The organism is Marivirga sp., assembly GCF_035704835.1.
Taxonomy (GTDB): Bacteria; Bacteroidota; Bacteroidia; order Cytophagales; family Cyclobacteriaceae; genus Marivirga.
Genome location: NZ_DASSWQ010000086.1, coordinates 97,907 through 120,974 on the forward strand (window position 1 = coordinate 97,907; position 23,068 = coordinate 120,974).

A 23,068-nucleotide genomic window follows, 5' to 3' on the forward strand; every position below is an offset into this window, starting at 1 on the left:
TGTAATTTCAGTTTTAACAAATTACAGACCTTTTAAATATTGAATAAAAGTTAAAATCTAAATCTTTTTAATTTGAATATTCTTTAAATAATCTTTTGTTGGGTTATACTTATCCATATTATCCATCATTTCTTCCCATACACCAAATTGAATTGATATTCTAGTTTTTCCATCTAAATATTGAAACATATATCTTTTAGCCTTACCGTCTTCTTGCTCTAACTCAAACAAATACCCATTTAAACCTGCTAATTCATAATCTTTTTCCTCGTTTATTATTTGAGGATTTTTAAGATAAGGATTAAATCCATTTACCCACCTGTTAACTCCAGACTTTAATTTTTCGTAAGAATAAGCATCCTTTTCTTCGATGATGTAAATAATAATCATCGTGACTTCATTTAATTTCGGACTTAATGAAATTGCTGTCCAATCATCTTCTTCTTTCATAGTCTCAGAAGTTACCTTAAGTGACCCAGTTACGCCATCATTAGAAGTGCCGAAACTAACTTTTGAACTAACAGGAACAGATACAGAATAGCCAAGTCGTGTATTTTTGATTACTCTTTTTTCTGAATTATCAGTACTAATTTCAGTTCTCTTTTCTATATTATTATTTTCTTCTAGTTTTTCCGTGTTAAATATATTTTCAAAATCATTTAGTTGATTAAGGTTTTCACATTCAATATTTCTCATTTCAGCATTCCAGCAAAGCCATTTTCCTTCTTCAACCTCAGGGTGGCGATATTTTCCTGCGCCATTTTTTCTATTGTAAATGATATCAATCACTTTTTCACCTTCGTTAAAATCGATTTGAATTTCAATTGTATTTTCATTTTGATATTGAAAATATTCTGTGGTTTTACCGTTTTGACCATAGAGTTCCACTATACCTACTTGAGCACCATTTATTTTTTCCCATCCACCCATATAGATTTTACCATTTGGATAATAACCTTCTGTGTCTAGCCTAGTTAGATATGCATATTTACCACTGGTTTCTATTCTAATTTCATATATTTTCTTTGGAGGAAATTGTTTATAATAATCAGTACCTATCATGTATTTATCAATGCCATAGAAACTCCATATTTCCTCATTTTTTTTAATTCCCTCATAATCCATATAGTATGCAGGCATGCCTCCAATAAAAACTCTTTCTTTGCCATCATACTCTATAGTTTCTCCTTTAAGTACTTTGCTTTGCATTTGCTTTTCAAAGTTTTCTAAGTCTCTTCTAATACCATGGTAATCATTAATGTAAGAGGAAGGATTTCTAACATTTAATGTCGAAGCTGTAAGTCTGTGTTGCTGTATTTTTTTTGTTTTTAATGATTGCAATTCATTCGTGAACTCAAATTCTGTAAGTATTTTAGGTGGTAATTTGTCTGATGCTAAAATTATTTCATTGCTAAAAAATAGAAGAAGAATGAGATTTAAAACAATGTTTTTCATGACTATTTCTTTTAGTTTGATTAAAAAAGTTAAATTTAATTAAATAGTTCAATAAAATATAATTATATGTATAAAATATAGATAAGATTAATTTAAATAAAGCATGAAATGTATTTTATTCATTACTTAGCTTCACTCCGTCAAATTAAAATCCGCCACATAAAAATTAGGATCAACCAAAATATCTGCATTTTCAGGTAGATTAGGTAGTGCTTTAAATGTCTTTGAATTGGGTTTTAGCCATTCAGCTTCACCATTTATAAAAACTCGAATTGGCATATTAAAGCCATCAACTGTGTTTTCCCATTTGTAAAGCAACTGATTGCCCAATATTCTGTAAGTTAAAGTTGGAATTTGGGTAGTCCGTAAATATTGGTCAAAAACTTTATTCAAAGGTTGTCCATAAGCTTTTGAAATATAATTCTCCACTTCTTTGGTAGTCACAGTCTGATGATAGAATTCTTCATTCAATCCTCGCAAGGTTTGTCTCCATTTTTCATCATTATCAAATAATTGTCTGATTAGGTGCAGCATGTTTGCACCTTTGTAATACATATCACCGGAACCTTCATATGACAAACCATATTCTCCAATAATAGGTCTGTCATTTTGAATAGAGGAGCGAACACCTTGTACGTAAGCATTAGCTGCGAGTGAATCATAATGATAATCTAAAAACAGGTTTTCCGAATAATGCGTAAAACCTTCGTGAATCCACATATCAGCCACATCACTGTTGGTAATATTATTGGCAAACCACTCATGCCCCGATTCATGTATAATGATAAAATCGAATTTCAAGCCCCAGCCGGTTTGACTTAAATCTCTGCCTCTATAGCCATTTTTAAATTCGTTTCCGTAAGTCACTGAGCTTTGATGTTCCATTCCTAAATAAGGAGCCTCTACCAGCTTATAGCTATCTTCATAAAAAGGGTAGGGACCAAACCAATATTCAAAAGCTTTCAGCATGCGGGGTACTTCTTGAAATTGTTTTTTAGCTTTCTCCAAATTATAGCTTAATACCCAGTAGCTGCAATCCAGTATGCCTTTTTCTCCTTTATAGGTTTCAGTAAAATTCACATAATCACCAATGTTTAAATTCACTCCATAATTATTGATAGGATTGCTTACAAACCAATGATAAGTGCGGCTGTTTTCATGCTCTTCTACATTCCGTAATCTTCCATTTGATACATCGATCAATGGTTTTGGGACATTCACGCTGATCAGCATACTGTCTGGTTCATCAGCTGGATGTTCCTTGCAAGGCCACCAAACGCTAGCGCCAATTCCTTGATTGGCTGTTGCTATAAAATGCTGACCATTATCATCCTTCGCCCATGTAAATCCACCATCCCAAGGAGCATTTTTTGCCTCTCTAGGATTACCTGAATAATAAATAGTCAATTCATTTATAGCGCCAGTTATTTGTTGTTCTTTTAGTTGAATAAAATGAGCATTAAATGATGTATTAAAATCCAATTGCTTTTCATTTTGAACAATACTGTCAATCTGCATGGGTTTTTGCAAATCAATCTGCATGACCTGATAAGGTTCTAAAACTTTATATTGCACGGTATTGCTTCCTGAAATGAATTTCTTTTCAGGATTTACTTTAGTTTCAAGGTGGTAATATTTCAAATCCCACCAGGTCCTTTCTTTGCTAAGCCCTCCTTTCAGGCTATCAGCTTTGGTAAAATCTTTTTGAGCAGATAAAAGAGTATTAAAAGCTAAAAATATAAAGCAAATGAGCAGGGGTTTGGAATAAAGTTTCATATTGTTAATTTGATATGTTTTTCGGTTATTCAGATTAAAGAAAGTAAGTTAGCTTATTGCTGAGGATTTCTTGGGAAATTCTACCTAAAAATAGGTATTTCGACAAAACTTTTTCATTATTCTTACAATATTATCATCTTGCGTGAGGATAGTAAAATTCAATATGAGAAGTATAAAATTTTTAGTGATTTTTATCTGTGTTACATCAGTTGGATTTGCACAAAACTCGTGGGATGAAACCTTCACAGCTTTACAAAATGCAGAAAAAGATAATAAACTAGAATTAGCTGAATCCTTGCTGGAAAAGGCATTAACTCAGGCCGAGGAAACCTATGGAAAGAAACATCAAGCTTACGTTTTAACGCTCCATTTGGGCGTAAAACTTTCTTTCAAAACTCAGGATTATTTAAAGGGTCTAGAACTAGCAAATAGCGAGTTGGAATTAATGAAAGAAGTGACTTTTGATCAACAAACTCAATTCTATATCCAATTATTAAATTACTTATCTCAGCTGCACCTGCAAAATGATGATATACAGGATGCAATTATTTATTCTAAGGATTACATGGAACTCCTTGCTAAAGAACATAGCAATTCTTTAAACCATGCACTTGCAGTTTTTGATTATGCTTCATTACGCTATCAAAATCAGGATGAAGATGCCTTACAATATTTTCTGGAAGCATTGCCGCTTTTAAATAGTTTTATAGCTAAGGCAGGTTCTCAATATTTATATTCTCTTTTTTATATAGCGAATTTACTAGAGTCCAAAGGTGATTTGGATCAAGCTGCAAACTATTATGACAAGGTGATTGGGATAACCCAAGATAATAGTATGCAAAATAGCGAAATTTGGAAAGTTTCAGCTTACCAAAGAGCGCTCATTTATCAGGATAATAGTCAAAATGACAGAGCAATTTCATTTTATGAAATTTTAAAAACTCAATTAGAAAATGATGGACAAACAGAAAGAGATTTGTATATCAGCACGAAAAATAATCTGGGAGTATTATATCAAAAAACAGGACAAACTTCTAAAGGTGAATCCCTATTGGCATTAGGAGGAGATGATTTACAGAGCCAGTTAAACAGCGCTGCAGTTGCATTTAATAATGGAGATTATACCACTGCTTTGGCTTTATATTCGATTGCTAATGATTCTTTAAATATAAATAATGAAGAAGATAGTTTGCAATCTGTAAAAATTCTTTCTCAGAAAGCGATTGTTTTTAAGTCGATGGGGCAGCTTGATTCAGCCCTTCAGATACTATTGTCAGTCGATCAAGAAATACTAGAAAATATCAATGGAAAAAAAGAAGAGAAAGCACTTGCCTATAAAAATACAGGAGATATTTATTTAGAATTAGCAGACTTTGATTCGGCTGAGCTTTATTTAAATAAATCCTTAGCTCAGTTTGAAGGTGAAAATAAATTTCAAACCGAAATTGAAATTCAAACTAGAAATAGTTTGGGTGTATTGGAGCAAAACAGAACCAATATTGATAAGGCAACAGAATATTTCACAAAAAACTTGAATTTAATTGAAAAGACTGTAGGAAAACAGACCGTTGAATATGCCAACACTTTAAATAATCTTGGTTCATTAAGTTTAGAGAATAGTGACTATCAATTAGCAGAGTCTTATTTTAAGGATGCGGGTTATATTTTCCAATCTATTTTCGATGCGAACCATGAAAATAATGCAATGGTTTTTGAGAATCTTGGAACAGTTGCTCAAAGTCGAGCAAGATATAGAATTGCAGATTCTTTGTATCAATTAGCCGAAAAAACCTATATCGCCAGTTTAGGTGCAACTCATCCCAAACTTTTAAATGTTAATTCAAAGTTAGCATTAGTAAAGTTAGCAGAGGCAGAATATCCAGCAGCAGAGCGATATTTTAGAAAAACACTAGAATTGTCTAGAACCATTTTTGGAAATCAAAGTGTTGCTTACGCGGATGCACTTTCTGGAATGGGACTTTATTATCAAAATACGGGTAACCTGAAAGAAGCAAAAACAAATTTGACAACAGCAATCGATATTTATGTTGATAAATTAGGCAAATTACATCCATCTTATATTACGTCAATTGAAAATTTATCCTCAATATATCAAAGTGAAGGAGATATTGAAAAGGCACTTCCTTTATTAAATGAGGCTTTGGAAATGGATTCATTAATTTATGGAGTGCAACATCCAAAATATGCCACTACCCTGCATAACCTTGCTTCTCTTTATCTTTCTAGTGAAGATTATGAGAAAGCAGAAGCTTACTATGAAAAGTCTTTGATGATTGATGAGAAAGTTTATGGAATAGATAATCCCACTTTTGCTAGCACCCAATACAATTTAGCGGTACTTTATCAAAAACAAGAAGAATTTAAAAAAGCTGATTCACTTTTCGCTAAAGTTACTGAATTAAGAAGAGAAGTATTAGGCGTTAACCATCCCGATTATATTTTTACACTATATGGCTGGGGAATATTAAAACAAGTACAGAACGATATTGATTCGGCTTATGCACTGTTTAATAATTCAGTAAATAGTTATTTATTCTTATTTAAAGAATATTTTCCTTCAATGAGTGAAAGTGAAAAATCTGCTTTCTATCATAAGGTAAATCCAGTTTTTGAAGCCTACAAAGATTTTGCAATTGAGAATTTCAAATCAATTCCTAAGCTGAAAGAAGATTTATTTGATTTACAGCTCACCACAAAGGCAATGTTATTGAATGCTTCTGCTAAAATGAAAAATAAAATTTTAAATAGTGGAGATCAGGATTTGATAGCATTATTCAATTCATGGCAAGATAAAAAAGAACAAGCGATTCAATACTACTCTTATACCAAAGGGGAGCTTTTAGAACAAAATATTGATTTAGCAGAAATAGAAAATACAATCAATTCCATGGAAAAGGAATTAAGTGTTAAATCAAATTTATTTAATGCGGGTTTTGCTTCTGATACCATCAATTGGAGAATGTTGAAAGAAAGTCTAGAGCCCAATACTGGCGTTGTGGAGTTAGTTAGAGTTAAGAAAAGTTTGAAAAACGATTCTATAATATATGCAGGTTTAATTTTAACAGATACTATGGATGAGCCTGAAATTGCAGTATTACAAGAAGGTAGAAGAATTGAGCAAAAGTATTTCAATGCTTACCAAAACCTAATCAAATACAAATTGATGGATAAAATTTCCTACGAGAATTTATGGGAATGGGTAGATAAGGATATTCCTGAAGGATTGGATAAGCTATATGTAAGTCCTGACGGTATTTACAATAAAATTAACATCAATACGCTTTACAGTGAAAATCTAGGGAAATATCTACTTGAAAAAGAGAATATTAGAATTATTACTAGTGCGAGAGATTTGATAAAGCAGAAAATAAATTTACAAATTTCAGATTCTGTTTTAACTAGAAATGAATCTGTAATGTTAGCTAAAAATAATACAGGAACAAATAAGGAATTTCCTACATTAGTTTTGATAGGTTCTCCTGATTTTTCACTAGGTAGAGCGGAAGATGACTTGACTTTAACAGCTGCTAATACTGGATTAAGAGATTTTAATGGTGGAATTCCTCCGCTTCCTGGCACAAAAGTGGAAATTAACGCAATTGATTCCATGACCACTGCAAGTAATTGGAAAGTTAGCAAATATATGGAAAAAGATGCCAGTGAAATCCTCATTGATAGTCTATCGGCTCCTGACATTCTTCATATCGCTACGCATGGTTTTTTCAAAACCTACGATGCTGATCATCAAATGGCAGGTGTTGAAAATCAAGGAACAGAAGAAAACCCTTTATTACGGTCTGGTATATTACTTTCAGGTTCATCTATTGGTTTAGCAGGAGGCTTACCTTATGAAAATAGCTTTGAAGATGGACTTTTAACCGCTTATGAGACCATGAATTTGGATTTGGATGGAACTGAATTGGTGGTTTTATCTGCTTGTGAAACAGGTTTGGGGGAAGTTAAAAATGGAGAAGGTGTTTATGGTCTTCAAAGAGCATTTTTGGTGGCTGGAGCCGAAAATTTAATTATGAGTTTATGGACAGTAAATGATTATACAACACAGTTATTAATGACAGAATTTTACAAAAATTGGACTGATGGAGATGATAAATTCACTTCATTCCGTAAAGCACAGATGAAAATTAAAGAAGAATTTCCTCAGCCGTATTATTGGGCTGCATTTACTATAATAGGAGAATAACAAAAATGATGAAAAAATATACTACTGTATTAGTTTTTGTTTTGTTTTGTTTTGTGACTCTACCAATTTTCTCACAAAGTCAAAAAGATTCAATAGAACAAGCTTTGGATGCCAAATATCCTAAGACAATTGTAAGTGAAATAAGCACTGAAAAATATATTGAGTATGCGCCAAGTATTAGTGCAAATGGACGAAAGCTGATATACGAGTCAAATGAAGATGGCTCTTGGAAGCTTTACCTTACGCGTTTTGAAAACAATAAATGGACAGAGCAAATTTCACTTGATAGTATCAATAATTATGGAGATTCTATTGATGTAATTTCAGGACCGAACTTTAGTTATGATGGTAATAGAATTTACTTTCATGCCTCTTTTGATGATGGAATAGGGTCTGAGGACATTTACTATTCTGAAAGAATTGGAGACACTTGGTCGAAGCCTAAAAATATGGGTCCAGAAATTAACACCAGAAGTTTTGATGGTTTTCCTACTATTACTACAGATGGTAAAACACTTTATTTTGCGAGAAATAGTAAAAATTCCCCTGAAGGTATTAATGAGTTTTGCTATGAGATTTATGCCAGTCAAAAAACAGACTCTGGCTGGACTGAACCCACCGTATTACCGTATCCGGTAAATTTAGGATGTGAAAAAGCTCCTAAAATTATGGCTGACAACAGAACTCTGATATTTGCTTCCATCAGAGAACAAGGGATTGGTGGTTTCGATTTGTATCAAACACAATTGAATGCTGATGGTGACTGGACTGCACCTATACCACTCGAATATGTTAATACTACAGATAATGATTTATTTTCATGTATTTCTGCTTCAGGTGATTTAATGTATTTCTCTAAAAACGAGGATATTTACAGTGTAGTTATCCCTGAGGAATTTAGGCAGTTTCAAAACGTAACTATTCAGGGAGTGGTGAGAGATGCAGATAGTAAAGAAGGGTTGTCAGCTAGTTTGCGTGTTACTGATGCAAATACTTCTGAAGAAATTTCTAGCTTCAATAATAACCCTACAGATGGTTATTATTCTATAGTTTTATCCGCGGGAAGAGCGTATAATATTGAAGTGCGAAAAGATGATTTTAGCAGTGCATTGCATTATTATGATTTAAGAGGTATTGAAAGCTATCAAGAATATCAACTTGACATTGACCTATTTACAACAGCACATTTGAATGTGAATATTTATGATATTGAATTATATGACCCACTTAAAGCCACTATTACAATAAAAAATAGCGTTGGTAGAACTATAGATGTGGTGCAATCAGATGGGGAAAATTGGAAAACTAAAGTGGATTTACCAATCGGTGAAGCTTATACTATTGATGTTGAGAGCGAAAACTTTAAATCTAAAAGTTTTTCTATTGATTTAACTGGTCTAATATTATATAGAGTTTACGAGCAAGATATAGAATTAGTACCTGAAAAAGTCGGTGTTCCTATCAATGTTAGAGATTTACTAAGCGATGGTTCTGTATCCTCTTCTCAATTAATAATTCGAAATAAAACAAGGAATGAAGAAATTGTAATTTCAGGAAATCAGACTATAAATTTGCGAGTGGGAGATAGATATTTGGTGGAAGCATCCAGTGATAGGGGATATGCCTTTAATTCAACTGAAATAGGTATTTCTAATGAAGGTAAACTTCAAACCATAAATGAAGAAACTGGTGAAATACAAGAAAATAGCGAAGGGGTTGAACTAAAATTACAACCACTTTCAAAAGATGCCAATCTGACCTTAAAGGATATTTATTTTGAATCAAATTCATCTTCATTGTTTGAAAGTAGCTTTGAAGAATTAGATAGGGTTATAAAATTGATGAAGTCTTATCCAAGTATGAAAATAGAAATAGCTGCTCATACAGATGATGTAGGCAATGCAGCTTATAATGTTCGGCTATCAAAAGAAAGAGCGAATAGTGTAATAAGTTATTTAACGAGTAATAGTATAAATGGGGATAGATTGATTTCTAAAGGTTACGGTGAATCTCAACCGGTGGCAGCAAATGATTCTGAAGAGAATAGAGCTAAAAACCGTAGAGTTGAATTAAAAATATTAGATATCAAATTGGCTCAAAACGATTAAAAAAATGAAAAAAATTATAGTTATCATATCCGTTTTATTCGTCTTGCCGCATATAAATTATGCTCAATTAGAGTTAGATTATGAGGAAGATATAAACCCCTATTTTATAGGCGATAGTGTAGACTTAGTTTTCCCTATTCTATACGATTTTTTTAAATACAATAATGACCATCCTGCTTCCAACCTACAATTAGCACTTATTTTTGAAGATAGATATGTAAAAGCGCATCCTATTTCTGATTATGAATCAGCCATTGAAAATGCTGAAAGAGCCAAGTTATTATTTGGAAGGGCTAAAAATTTGATTGACGATAAAGAAGTAAGAAGAAATGCATGGTTTTATCCGAATTTCACAAGTCAATTCAAAAGAAATGGTAAACCAGAAGTTGAATTTGATTCTGTTAGAGTAGTATTCGAACAAGGAATTATTGATGCAGATTCTTTCCTAACCCATATGCCTGAAATTCATAAGAATTTCATGAAAACGGTAGAACAATACGATTTAGCATCTAAGAATTTTGTCAGAATTAATGGAGAATTCAATTCTCTTAAAGATGTTTACTTATTATTCGATAAAGAATTAGAGAAAAGATTTAATTTGGTTAAGAATAGTTTTGATTCCACACTTTATTATTTTGATCAATATAAAAAAGCAGCTGCTGCTTATCCACCATTCAAACTCAATCAGGAATTATCCTTTAACACTATTCAAACGTATCGTTTAGACGGTCTAGTTATACAAACAAATTTCTTAGCTGATAATATTGAATTATGGGATTATACCGCATGGGTAAATGACGTAAAGAAGGTTATTGACATTGAAATTAATCAGCTGAGAAAGGACATTGATAAGATAGAAACTAGCTTGGATGCTAGCTTCGAGCAAATGGAAAACTGGTCACTTAATGATTCTATTAATTTAGATCCAATCGAAAAGAAATCAATTTATAAAATACGAAAATATGATTTGAATTCTCCAGTGGCGAATGTGTTTCAATATAAAGACGATAAGCTTGATTTGGTAAATGAACAAAAGAGTTTAGCAGTTTATGATACAGCAAAGGACGTATCATTTCAGGTTAAGTTATACGCAATTAATAGGGTTTTTCAGGAAACCTTAAGCCTAGAAAAGGATTTGCAAAAGTACAATCAAGAAATAAAAGCAAGCAATCTGAAAAAGAACCAAGAATTCTATCAAGAATATTATGGTGGTATAGAGGGGTTTAAAGATTATTTCAAATCAGAAGAAGCAGATTTATTGAAAATTCGTGGAAATACAGCTAGTAAACTGAAAAATCAGATATTGGATTATCAAGAACAGCCTTTTCTGCAAGACATCCCGAATTTTAGAGGAATTACTTTTGAATGGCAAATGCCCAAATATGAGTACGATTCATTAGGTAAAAATATTGCATTTATCACTACGTCTAAAACCAATGTGAATGATTTGGAATATTTCACAGGCTATTATCTTAATGAGGATAGCATTCCACAGTCTTTTTATGCTGCGAAAAATAAAAATGCTGTAAGTTGGTATAATGCAGTTCCATCAGCTTATGAAGTCAACCAATCATGGCAAAAAATCAGCGATATAAATGTTGTTGGTGGAGGTGATATCAACTTTTTATTATATGAAAGACATATTGATTCGCTTGATTTCTTGAATAAAATAATTGTTTCTAACGAAGCAGGTGAAGTAAAAAATCAAATTGAAGTTGAGACTCAGGAGAAGCCCATTGAATTAGTATCTTTAAGAAACAGTAATATGCAAATTGCGCTTTATCAAGGCGAAGGATTTGGAGATGCAGTTTGGCCTAATTTCTTGACGGTGGTGAAATATCAGGCAGATAGCACTGATTATTCAATCAAAGAGATAGATATTAATGGAAAATACAATGGAATTTTTCAGACGGAGCGAGGGATAATCATTACTTCTTCCTCAGAAGATTTGAAGAGTTTGAATGTTTCTGTATTTGATGATGATTTTAATTCGATAAAGAAGAAAACATTCCGATTCGAAAGTCCATTAGATATTAACTATTATTATCAAGTAAGTGATGAAAGCCTAAATCTTTTAACTAAAAGAGGAGATAAAGGACATATCGTTTTATCTGATGAATTGGAATTAAGATACTCAGACATTCCTGTAGTAGAGAATGAAGTGAAATTATAAATCATAAAAAAAGGGGATACTTCCCCTTTTTCTATTTTAGTCAATTTCTAATTATAAAAGCTTAAGACCTACGCTTAACATGATTTGATTTACTTTTACTTTTCCTTCATCATTACCTAAAATGGCTTGATTGCTTAAGTTTCCTTCATATCTCAAATCAATTATTATTTTTGAAATATCCAGACCAATACCAGCTTGGTATGCAAATACAGCACTTTTATATTCTGTAACTACACTATTTGTACTACTAGCGTCAACATCTTCATCTAAATTGAAACTGGCAACTGGCCCAGCATTTATTCTTAGAGGCCCCATTTTCCAGCCTACGAGAATCGGCATGTCAATTCTACTTTGATTAAATTGGACATCTTGTTCACCTTGAGGCTGATTTGGATCGAAATATTCTCCTTTTACAGAATTAAAATAAGCTTCCGGCTGAATATAAAATCCAGCAATTTTAACTCTTGCAAAAACTCCCCCATGATAGCTATACTTCGCATCTCCAGATTCGTATTCACCAACATTATCTTTAATGCTGAGAGTCGTATTGCTAATCCCTAATTTAGGGCCAATCGTGAATAATTGTGCTTTTGCTGATATCCCAACAAAAAATAATAGTGCTGTTAATGTAAAAAGCTTTTTCATCTTGATTAATTTTAGTTTTTAATTTTCTAACAACGAATATGGCGACAAATGTTATATATTCAACGATTATTCCCATGAAAAATAAGATAAAACTTACAGATGTGTTAAAATCACAGCTTGAAAATAGAAAAACGAATGGCGGATATAGAAAACTGAAGCTAAGCCAAGAAGGTCTAATCGACTTTAGTTCAAATGATTATTTGGGACTTACAAAAGTGGAAGAAATCCATTCAAATTCGACTTGTTTTGTGGATAATGGTGCTTCAGGATCACGTTTGTTAAGTGGAAACAAAAAATATCATGAAGAAACAGAAAAATTCTTAGCGAATTATTTTCTCTCCGATTCAGCCTTACTTTTCAATTCTGGCTATATGGCAAACTTAGGAGTTTTGTCTTCAGTTCCACAAAAAGCAGACACTGTTTTGATGGATGAGTTATCGCATGTTTGCATCAAAGAAGGAGTAAGATTGAGCAGAGCCAATTATTTTAATTTTAAGCATAATGACCTTCATGACTTAGAAAAGAAACTGAAAAATATTGAAAGTGGCAATAAATTTATAGTAGTTGAATCTGTTTATTCAATGGATGGAGATGAAGCGCCTTTACGAGAAATTGTTGCATTAGCTAATGAATTTGATGCTGAAATAATCGTTGATGAAGCCCATAGCACTGGTTTATATGGGGAAACTGGTTTTGGGTTGTGCTGCGATTTGGGTTTGCAGGATAAAATATTTGCTAGAATTTATACTTTTGGAAAAGCTGTTGGTGCACATGGAGCTGCGGTTGTTGGAAGTAAGGTTTTGAAAGACTATTTGATTAACTACAGCAGACAATTTATTTATACAACAGCATTGCCTTTTCATAGTGTTCAAGTCATACACAATGCATTATCATATAGAAAAAGAAATCCTCATTTATTAGAAAAGTTAAATGCCAATGTTTCTTTATATAAAGAATTATTAACTGATCATATCAATATATTAGAAAGCAATCATCCTGTACAGGGTATCATTTTAGAAAATGCCGATCAAGCAATAGAATTTTCAGGATATATGAATGAAAATGGCTTTGATATCCGGCCAATCCTCAGCCCCACGGTGCCAAAGGGAAAAGAAAGAGTAAGGATATGTCTGCATGCTTTCAATTCTGAGGAAGAAATAACAACTTTGTGCCATCATATCAATCAGTATTTTCAATGAACTATTTTATTACAGCAATAGGCACGGATAGTGGGAAGTCACTTTTTAGTGCCATCATTTGTGAAGCTTTAGAAGCTGACTACTGGAAACCCATTCAAGCAGGATATCCAAGAGACACAGATTTTGTAGGGGGTTTAATAAGCAATTTAAAAACTGATTTGATCCCAGAAAAATATGTGCTTGATACGCCAGCTTCTCCACATTATGCAGCTGAAATTGATAAGGTAAAATTAAAAGTAGAGAATTTTGACATTCCTATAACAGATAATGAAAATCTAATTATTGAAGGGGCTGGTGGCGTACTAGTACCGATTAATGATAAAGAGTTTGTAATTGATTTCCCGCAAAAATGGGGAATTCCTGTGATTCTGGTATCTAATCTTTATTTAGGGAGTATAAATCATACTTTACTCACCATAAATGAATTGAAAAGAAGGGGTTTAGCAGTAAAAGGAATTGTATTTAACGGACCTTCGAATCCTGCTAGCGAGGAGATAATTTTAAAACAAAGCGGCTATCCTTGCTTGTTAAGAATAGCGGAAGAAAAAGAAATTAATCATGCAGTAGTTAGAAAATACGCTGCTGAGTTAAGAAACAATTTATGAACTGGTTAGATAGAGATAGTGAGAGTATTTGGCATCCATTTACGCAGTTGGTCAATGGATTTGAGCATATTATGGTAGAGAGAGCGGAAGGAATGTACTTGCATACTTCTGACGGACGTAAAATCATGGATGCCATTTCAAGCTGGTGGGTCAATTTGCATGGTCATAGTCACCCAAAAATAGCTGAAGCGGTGGCAAAGCAAGCTCAAAATTTAGAACACGTAATTTTTGCTGGTTTTACGCATCGTCCTGCCATTGAATTGGCAGAAAAGTTACTTTCCATTTTGCCCGATAATCAATCTAAAATTTTTTATTCTGATAACGGAAGTACTGCCAATGAAGTAGCCTTGAAAATGGCTTTTCAATATTGGTACAATAAAGGATATGAAAAAAGAAAGAAAGTAATTGCTTTTGATGGGGCTTATCATGGTGATACTTTCGGAGCGATGGCAGTAGGGGATAGGGGCCCTTTTTCAGCGCCCTTTTCTCCATTTCTATTTGATGTGGAATTTCTATCTATACCAACTGAAGAAAATGAAGATGAAGTTCTTCAGCAATTTTATCAGTTGGTGGAATCTGGTCAAGTAGCCGCTTTCATTTTTGAACCTTTAGTTTTGGGCTCTGCGGGCATGAAAATGTATTCTGCTGAAATGCTGGATAAACTTATCAAAATAGGCCAAGATAATGATGTGATATGCATTGCAGATGAAGTATTTACTGGATTTGGTAGAACAGGAAAACACTTTGCTGCAGATTATTTAGAAAATAAACCTGATATTTTCTGTCTTTCTAAAGGATTAACTGGTGGAACTATGGCTCTAGGAGTTACTTCTTGCACGGCTGAAATAATGGAAGCTTACAAAAGCACCGATATCATGAAGACTTTCTTTCATGGTCATAGCTTTACAGCTAATCCCATTGCATGCGCTGCTTCTATAGCCAGTTTTGATTTGTTGCTAGAAGAAAGCACACAAGCTCAAATTTCTAAGATTGGTCAATGGCAGAATCATTTTAATGAAAAAATTTCCCAACACCCTAAAGTACTAAAAAGTAGGGTTTTAGGCACTATTTTCGCATTAGAGCTGAAAACAAATGCAGATACTTCTTACGTAAATGAGGTTCGACATAAATTGTATCCATTCTTCCTTAAAAGAGATATTTTGTTACGTCCCTTGGGTAATGTAGTTTATATTTTACCGCCTTACATTATCAAAAAAGAAGAGATTGAGAAAGTGTATGAGGCTATTGAAGAAATGTTAGAGACTTTGTAATATTTAATGTGAATTGTAAAGATTTTTTTGTGTCGGAATTTTTAGATAACGAAAAGCTATCATTTTTTTATCGAATCTTTGAGTCCTAATTCTTAAGTGATTCACTTAATCACTTTTAGTGCAATCCCCTATTTTTATGCGGTTTATCCGTATTTTTTTCTTTAAGAATTCAGCTGATTTATAGGAGTATTATAATGACGAATTTTGATGTATCATTAATCGGAATTCATCATGAAAAACATCATCATCATCATTGGACTACTAATATTGGGTCTTAATACTGGATTTGCCGATGTAGATCCCGATAAAAAACCTGCCAAATATCGCATCTTAGCGATAAGCGCTGCAAATGACTCTGTTATGAGCGCATCCAATATAATCACTTTGTTTCAGCCTTTTTCACTTGAGTTTCCAACAGCCTTTACTCCTAATGGTGACGGACTAAACGATTCTTTTGGTGGTGTTGCTAAAGGTGTTAAGGAATACAAAATGGTGATATATAATCGATTTGGTGATATTGTATTCACTAGTAATGATATTGAAAAAAAATGGGATGGCATCTTAAATGGAGAGGTAGCTCCTTCTGGTGGATATGTATATCAAGTATTTGCCAAAGGCAACGAAGGACAAGGAATCGATCAATCAGGTAAAGTAATGCTCATTAAATAATCATCATCATGAAATCATTTATACTTTTTAAATCATCAATAATTATTTTTCTAAGTTTTTTTGCACTGACTTTTCAATCTTATGGTCAGATTAAAGCTGATAAAACATCTGGCTGTGCTCCATTGATGGTGTCACTTCAATTGGAAAATACTGCTTTCGAATCTGTCATTTGGATGATGGGAGATGGTCAAACTGCAAATGCTGCAACTCCTACTATCTTATTTGAAAAAGAGGGGAAATGGGATGTTAGCGCTATTTTAACTAAAAGTGACGGAAATAAGGATACATTAATCGTAGAAAACATGATTTCCGTTACAGATAAGCCTTCTGCTAATTTTGAAGTCAATTCTTCATTGATCTGTTTAAATAATGAGGTTTTCTTTACAAACCTTTCAGAAAACGCCACTGATTTTCAGTGGTCTTTCGGAGATGGAAATCAGTCTTCAGATGAAAATCCAATACATACTTACAGAGAGGCAGGTGTCTATTCAATTTCCTTACTCGCTAGTGCAGGAAATGATTGTCAAGATATTGTGGTAAAAGAGAGGTTTATTGAAGTTGCCCCAGCTGCAGAATATGAAATTTCTGCTAGTGCTTATTCGCAATGTTTGGGAAATGATTCACCAATTAATTTCTCCATAGCTGCAGCGGCTCAAGAAGTTGAATGGGATTTTGGAGATGGTAATGTTCAGATTGGAAATAATGTAGAATATATTTATCCAAAGAAAGGGGAATATGGAGTGAAGGTGAGCTACAAGAGTGAAAACGGATGCTCAAATGTGATTACTTTAGCAGAGCCCATTAAAGTGGTGGATATCAAAACACCTGAAATTATTGTGCAAAACTCAAAAGTTTGCCTTGGTGAAGAAATAACATTAAAAGCCAATCATCCTGACAAAAATGGATTTAAATGGGAAATAGGTGAACAGGTTTTTGAAGGGAAAGAAATTAATGTAAAATTAAATCAACCCGGTGCTGTTGATGTATCCCTATTTTATGAAAATGAATATGGTTGTATTTCTGAAATTCATCGATCTGAATTGCTGAAAGTGGAAGAAGTTAATACGCCAGTATTGGACGTAACTCAATTTAAAGGTTGTGCTCCTTTTAACTTTTCAGCTAAAAATAGTACTCCAGAGGCGGCTAAATACTCCTGGAAAGTCAATGGTACAGTCATTGAAGGAGCAGAACTAAATTATACCTTCCAAGATGCTGGAGATTATCAAATCACGTCTATTACTGAATATGCAGGAGGTTGTATAATAGAAAAAAGTCTTGATCAAAAAGTGACAGTTTTCAAAGTAGAAACTAATGTGAAATCTACATCTTGGGCTGGTTGCGCTCCTCTTTCTACAAATTTAATACTTTTAAATGCTGGTGCTTCTAATGTAATTTGGCAAAGTGGAAGTGGAGATAGTATTTCTGGTAAATCTGCTGAATTAACTTTTGAAAATCCGGGCACATATTATCCTTCAGTTTCTTATATCAACAGTGAAGGCTGCGAAATCACTTATCAATTCGAAGAACCAATCGTAGTTAATAATAGTACGATTGAGATGATTGAACCAGAATTAATTGAGTCTTGCACTTATACAGAGGTGTATTTTAGTGGACAAATGGGACATGAATACTGGCATTGGAATTTTGGTGATGGAAGTACTTCTGAAGAGCAAAATCCAGTTCATAGCTATAGCAAAGCGGGGAAATATGAAGTTTCTTTAACCACCTTGAATAAATCTGGATGTGAAACGACAATTGAAAAATACAATATCATTGAAATCCCAGATTTAGAAGTTAATACCGAATTTGTAACTGAGTCTCAAGAAGAATGCGGATATTTTAAGGTAAGTGCATCGGCAGATATACAGGGAGGACAATCGGCAGAATGGTTCTATAATGATAATCAGATTGGAAGTGGGGCAAATGTAAACTTGAGTTTTATTACGCTAGATGATGTAAGCTTAACCTTGAAAATAGGGAGTAATGGTGGGTGCAATACTTCGAAATCTATTTTAATTCCAAACCCATGGAAGAATTGTGAGAATCCTGAAATTGAAGAAGATGCGGAAGAATCGGAAGAGGATAGTCCTATAGGGAAATTCAGTTTTTCAAGCTGTAATTTGCCATACACCTTAGATTTAGTAAATCCTTTACCTGATATCAGAAAAATCGAATGGAGATTTGATGGAGATAGCGTTCATGCTAAATCTAAATTTAGCCATACTTTTACTACTCCAGGAGTTCATACCATTGGATACAAGGCAGTTATTGACAAAGATAGTATTTTGACAGTCGAAGATTATATCACTGTTAACATCGCAATTGCCATAATTGATTTTGATTATAAAATCGAAAAGATTTGCGAAGGTTTCAATGTGAAGTTGACACCTTCAAATCCTGATTATCAGAATTATAAGTGGAAAATAAACAATAAACCAGTAGAGCTATCTGAATCAGGAAATTATTATATCGATAAAGAAGGTTTATATTCTGTTAGCTTAACAGCAGAAGGTCAAAAAAACTGTGAGGCAACAAAAATCAAAAATATTTTTGTAGGAGATCAGGAAAATCAGTTTGACTATGCTCAGGTGCTGTGTTTTGGAGAAGGCATTACTGTTTCTCATGATTTGGTTGGTTTTCGAAGCATTAGCTGGGAAATGGGGAATGGAGAATTAGTCAATTCATTTGAAGAGGAATACTTCTATCCTGAAGCTGGAATTTATGAAATAAAAATGAAGGCTGTTGATTATGAAGGCTGTGAATATACGCTTCCATTACCCACTACAGTGGAGATTAAAAAACCTGTTGCTAAATTTTCAGCTAATAAAACGCAAGGCTGCGGGGAAACTACGATTCAATTTAAAAGTGAATCAAAAGATGCAATGGAGTGGTTTTGGGATTTTGGTAATGGTGAGACAAGCACTTTAGAAAATCCTAAAATGACATTTGCACCAGGTAATTATAGTGTTTCGCTAAAGATATTTAATGGCGAATGTGCTGATAGTATTGTTCAGTCTAATTTTATTCAGATTGAGAAATTAACAAGTGATTTTAGTTTTAAATACGACCAAACCTGCTTGCCACTAACCATTAGTTTTCAGGATGAAAGTGTGAATGCGACAAAATGGCTATGGGAATTTGGAGATGGAAATGTCTCAACTGAACAGAATCCAACGCATACCTACTATGAATTACCTCAAAGCAATGTGAAATTGACAGTTGAAAATGCAAGCGGATGCAAGCAAAGCAGTAAACAGTTGTTGGACTTTATATTTAGTGCTGATTTTCAAGTCGATGCAAATCAAATTTGCTTAGGTTCTGGAGTTGCTTTTTCAGCTGTTAGTGATGATGCAGTTAAATGGTTGTGGGATTTCGGTGATGGAAACTCAAGCACAAAACGAAATCCTACTCATCTATATGAAAATGAAGGGATTTACAGTGTAAGATTAATTGCAGAAAATGCTACCGGTTGCACTGATACTGTGACTAAAGCGCAATTTATCGAAGTATCCCCTTATAAAGCTGATTTCAAATTAAAAGAATCAATTCAAAATACTTGTGTTCCTGTGCAAGTAGAATTTGAAGATTTGTCAAAGGGTGCTATCAGCTATTTCTGGAATTTTGGTGATGGTAAAACTTCTCGGGTAGCAAACCCAGTTCATTTGTATAATAAAGTGGGAGAGTTTGATGTGATATTATTGATAACCAATAAGTTGGGTTGCCAAGATACACTTAAAAAAGAAGCATTTATTAAAGTTAATGGTCCTGAAACAAAATTTGCAATTGAAGAAAAGATAGTATGCTTACCAAAGACAGCTAACTTCACTGATATTTCAAAAAGTGCAGTTTCTTGGCAATGGATTTTTGGTGATGGAAATACATCCAATGAGCAAAATCCAAAGCATCTTTACGAAAAACCAGGTACTTATGAGGTTATGCTCATTGCCGAAAATGAGCAAGGTTGTGAGCAGATTTATAAAATGGATGGTATTAAAGTATTGCCAACACCAAATGTTGATTTTGATTTAACTGTTTCAGGTGAGTGCTACCCTGTAGAGGTGAGTTTAACAAATAATAGCGATAATTTATTAAATCCATCTTATTTATGGGATTTTGGGGATGGACAAACCTCTACAGAGCCAAATCCAAGCATTGTATTTCACAAAACTGGAGAATTTAATATTTCATTGACTGTGCAGAATGATAATGGGTGTCCAGTAACTGTGATGCATGATAAGAAAATTCTAGTTCGAGATACCACAAAGCATCATGAAGCCGATTTAAATCAGATTTTGGTAGAAAATAATAGAGTTCATTTTGAAATTGAGCCATATTATCAAAATAATATTTCTCATTATAATGTATATCGTGACAGTCCGAGGGGATTTAATTTATTGCAAACTATCAATGTTGGATCGCAGGCTAATCACCGTATTCTGTACGATGACCAAACTTGCCGTCCTCAGGATATGTCGCATGAATATATTTTTCAAGCAGTTTCATTTTGTGAAGACACCGTTAAAAAAGAGCAATTAACCATTTTCAATACCATGCTTTTGAAAAAAATGGAGCAGCAAAAAGATGAAAGATTGATAAACTGGAATCCTTCAAAAGGATTTAGTGTCGATAATCAGCGAATTTTCCGGAAGTTTAAAGGGGAGTTGCAATGGGAAGAAATTGCAGTATTGGAATCAAATGCTTTAAGTTTCCGTGATGAGGAGGATTTATGTCCTGGTATTTACGAATATCGAATTGGTGTTTTTCAGCAAAATACTTTACGTTCCATCAGTAATTTTGTAGAGTTTGAAGTCACCGATGAAATTTACAAAAATCAACGTGCTGAAATCAAGAATAGTACTGTAATGGAAACAGGTGAAGTTTTCATAGAATGGAGTATTTCACCGGAAGGTAAAGGTAGAATTACTTCATTTGAAATACATAGAAGTGAAAATGGGGGAGAATTTGTTTATTTTGATAGTGTAGAACCTCATGAACAATTTTACATTGACAGTGAAAGTGATACTGAAAATAATACGTACGATTACCAAGTGAAGGTGATAAATGATTGCGCTGTTGATACTAAAAATAGTGATAGAAGTAATACAGTTTTGCTACAGAAGGATGTTCAATTCAGAAAGTATGAGTTAAAATGGAATGCATTTAAAGGCTGGGAAGATGGTGTTAAGAAATACATAATACAGCGTTTGAATGAAAATGGAGAATGGGAAACTGTGGAGGAAGTTTCAGGAGACCAGTTAAAAACAATTATCCGAGATGTAGAGGATTAAAATCCAAGATAATTACATATTAAAAAAGGCTGTCAGTTAACTTCATTAACGACAGCCTTTTTCATGTTTTGTTTACAAAATAGAATACTGAGGTATTATTTAGATATTCTCTCGATTAAATCTGCAGCTCTGTTTGAATAACCTGCTTCATTATCATACCATCCAACAACTTTAGCCAATTTACCTGAAACTGAAGTTAACGATGAATCAAAAATACATGAGTGAGGGTTTCCCACAATATCAATAGAAACAATCTGATCCTCAGTATATTCTAAGATGCCTTTCATACTACCTTCAGAGGCTTTTTTCATGGCAGCATTTACTTCTTCTGCGGTTGCTTCTTTCTTCAATTCCACGGTAAAATCAGTTAAAGAACCATCTGGAATTGGAACTCTCATAGCAATACCATCTAATTTTCCTTGTAAATGTGGTAAAACTAATCCGACAGCTTTAGCGGCACCAGTTGAGGTAGGTACTATAGAGTAAGCTGCAGCTCTAGCTCTTCTTAAATCTTTGTGAGGAGCATCCTGTAAATTCTGGTCAGCGGTATAAGCATGTACAGTAGTGATATAACCTTTTTCAATACCAAATGTATCATCCAGCACTTTAGCCATTGGAGCTAAGCAATTTGTCGTGCAAGATGCATTAGAAATGATGGTTTCCTTTCCTGTCATGGTATCTTCATTCACTCCTAGTACCACAGTTGGAACATTTCCTTTAGCCGGAGCGGAAATTACAACTTTCTTAGCACCAGCTTTCAAATGTTTTCCTGCGTTTTCTTCGTCAACGAAAAGACCAGTAGATTCTAAAACAATTTCAACACCCATTTTTCCCCAAGGCAGATTAGCTGGGTCTCTTTCAGCAGTAACTGAAATCTTTTTTCCATTTACGGTTAAGGAATTTGAATCAAAAGAAATTTCGTCTGGAAATCTTCCATGAACTGAATCGTATTTTAATAAATGTGCTAGTGTTTTAGTATCTGTAAGATCATTGATGCCTACGACTTCAACATTATTTTTTTGCAGTAGGGCTCTGAAAGTTAACCTCCCAATACGCCCGAATCCGTTAATTCCAACTTTTACGTTTGACATGTTGATATAATTTATTTAGTTAAGTTAATTTAAGTGGTAAATATAAACCTACTTGTTAGCAATATCAAATTAGAGGCTTAAAGGTTTACACCCTAAAATTATTTTATTTTTTTTCGGGTAAGGGTTTGTAATTAGAAAGCAGCCTTCTATATTTGCATCTCCATTTAAAAATGGCCCGTTCATCTAGGGGTTAGGATATCAGGTTTTCATCCTGGAAACAGGGGTTCGATTCCCCTACGGGCTACTTTAGAGCACTTAATAAAGTCGTTATTAAGTCAATTCTTTGTTTGATTATAGTTCTTTCGTCAAATTTTTTGATGAAGTATTCATGGCCCGTTCATCTAGGGGTTAGGATATCAGGTTTTCATCCTGGAAACAGGGGTTCGATTCCCCTACGGGCTACAGAGGCTGTCAGAAATGACAGCCTTTTTCCTGACTTCCGCATTTTAACACCCAAAATTAAATAGCTCAGCTAAATACTTTTGTTCTTGGGTTAAGAGGAGAGTCTTCTTAATTCTTTTACCACTAACAGGCATTATAGCCTGTATTTCAAATATATTTTCAGC

General features: G+C 33.6%; 12 protein-coding genes and 2 tRNA genes. 10 read left to right on the forward strand and 4 right to left on the reverse strand.

Annotated features, from left to right (window positions below; genetic code table 11):
- Nucleotides 1-57: 57 nt before the first annotated feature.
- Nucleotides 58-1,455: a hypothetical protein gene (locus VFM92_RS15590; RefSeq protein WP_325123157.1), complete on the reverse strand. Its 1,398-nt coding sequence runs from the start codon at nucleotides 1,453-1,455 to the stop codon at nucleotides 58-60.
- Between the two features lie 132 nt (nucleotides 1,456-1,587).
- Nucleotides 1,588-3,231 (reverse strand): M1 family metallopeptidase, encoded by a 1,644-nt coding sequence (locus VFM92_RS15595; RefSeq protein WP_325123158.1) that lies wholly within the window; start codon nucleotides 3,229-3,231, stop codon nucleotides 1,588-1,590.
- A gap of 163 nt (nucleotides 3,232-3,394) precedes the next feature.
- Here VFM92_RS15595 and VFM92_RS15600 point away from each other — a divergent pair, with 163 nt between their 5' ends.
- From VFM92_RS15600 to VFM92_RS15610, 3 genes are read left to right on the forward strand one after another with little or no spacing between them, the layout of a single operon-like run.
- Nucleotides 3,395-7,453, forward strand: coding sequence for a CHAT domain-containing protein (locus VFM92_RS15600; RefSeq protein ID WP_325123159.1), 4,059 nt, complete (start codon nucleotides 3,395-3,397; stop codon nucleotides 7,451-7,453).
- 5 nt (nucleotides 7,454-7,458) lie between these two features.
- Nucleotides 7,459-9,561, forward strand: coding sequence for an OmpA family protein (locus VFM92_RS15605; RefSeq protein ID WP_325123160.1), 2,103 nt, complete (start codon nucleotides 7,459-7,461; stop codon nucleotides 9,559-9,561).
- 4 nt (nucleotides 9,562-9,565) lie between these two features.
- The gene (locus VFM92_RS15610; RefSeq protein ID WP_325123161.1) at nucleotides 9,566-11,734 is read left to right on the forward strand and encodes a hypothetical protein; all 2,169 of its coding nucleotides are present in this window, start codon (nucleotides 9,566-9,568) and stop codon (nucleotides 11,732-11,734) included.
- Nucleotides 11,735-11,785: 51 nt separating this feature from the next.
- On the opposite strand, the gene VFM92_RS15615 is transcribed toward VFM92_RS15610, so the two are convergent.
- Entirely contained in the window at nucleotides 11,786-12,379 is a 594-nt protein-coding gene (locus VFM92_RS15615) for a porin family protein (protein ID WP_325123162.1), read from the reverse strand.
- 74 nt (nucleotides 12,380-12,453) lie between these two features.
- Between VFM92_RS15615 and VFM92_RS15620 the strand changes: the two genes are divergently transcribed.
- The 5 genes from VFM92_RS15620 to VFM92_RS15640 all read left to right on the forward strand — a co-directional run bounded on the left by VFM92_RS15620 (nucleotide 12,454) and on the right by VFM92_RS15640 (nucleotide 21,411).
- A complete protein-coding gene (locus VFM92_RS15620; protein ID WP_325123163.1) occupies nucleotides 12,454-13,578 on the forward strand; it encodes an 8-amino-7-oxononanoate synthase in 1,125 nt (374 codons plus the stop codon).
- Nucleotides 13,575-14,183: a dethiobiotin synthase gene (gene bioD / locus VFM92_RS15625; protein ID WP_325123164.1), complete on the forward strand. Its 609-nt coding sequence runs from the start codon at nucleotides 13,575-13,577 to the stop codon at nucleotides 14,181-14,183. Before VFM92_RS15620 ends, bioD begins: the two co-directional genes overlap by 4 nt.
- Nucleotides 14,180-15,454, forward strand: a complete 1,275-nt coding sequence (gene bioA / locus VFM92_RS15630) for an adenosylmethionine--8-amino-7-oxononanoate transaminase (RefSeq protein ID WP_325123165.1) — start codon at nucleotides 14,180-14,182, stop codon at nucleotides 15,452-15,454. The genes bioD and bioA overlap by 4 nt, the downstream gene beginning before the upstream one ends.
- Nucleotides 15,455-15,685: 231 nt before the next feature.
- On the forward strand, nucleotides 15,686-16,123 hold the full coding sequence (locus VFM92_RS15635; protein ID WP_325123166.1) for a gliding motility-associated C-terminal domain-containing protein: 438 nt from the start codon (nucleotides 15,686-15,688) through the stop codon (nucleotides 16,121-16,123).
- Nucleotides 16,124-16,131: 8 nt separating this feature from the next.
- On the forward strand, nucleotides 16,132-21,411 hold the full coding sequence (locus VFM92_RS15640; RefSeq protein ID WP_325123167.1) for a PKD domain-containing protein: 5,280 nt from the start codon (nucleotides 16,132-16,134) through the stop codon (nucleotides 21,409-21,411).
- A gap of 95 nt (nucleotides 21,412-21,506) precedes the next feature.
- Here VFM92_RS15640 and gap read toward each other — a convergent pair whose 3' ends face one another.
- Complete coding sequence (gene gap, locus VFM92_RS15645) at nucleotides 21,507-22,502, reverse strand: type I glyceraldehyde-3-phosphate dehydrogenase (protein ID WP_325123168.1); 996 nt, start codon at nucleotides 22,500-22,502, stop codon at nucleotides 21,507-21,509.
- Nucleotides 22,503-22,674: 172 nt separating this feature from the next.
- Here gap and VFM92_RS15650 point away from each other — a divergent pair.
- Nucleotides 22,675-22,746, forward strand: a tRNA-Glu gene (locus tag VFM92_RS15650).
- A gap of 86 nt (nucleotides 22,747-22,832) precedes the next feature.
- A tRNA-Glu gene (locus VFM92_RS15655) sits at nucleotides 22,833-22,904 on the forward strand.
- The last annotated feature ends 164 nt before the right edge of the window (nucleotides 22,905-23,068 follow it).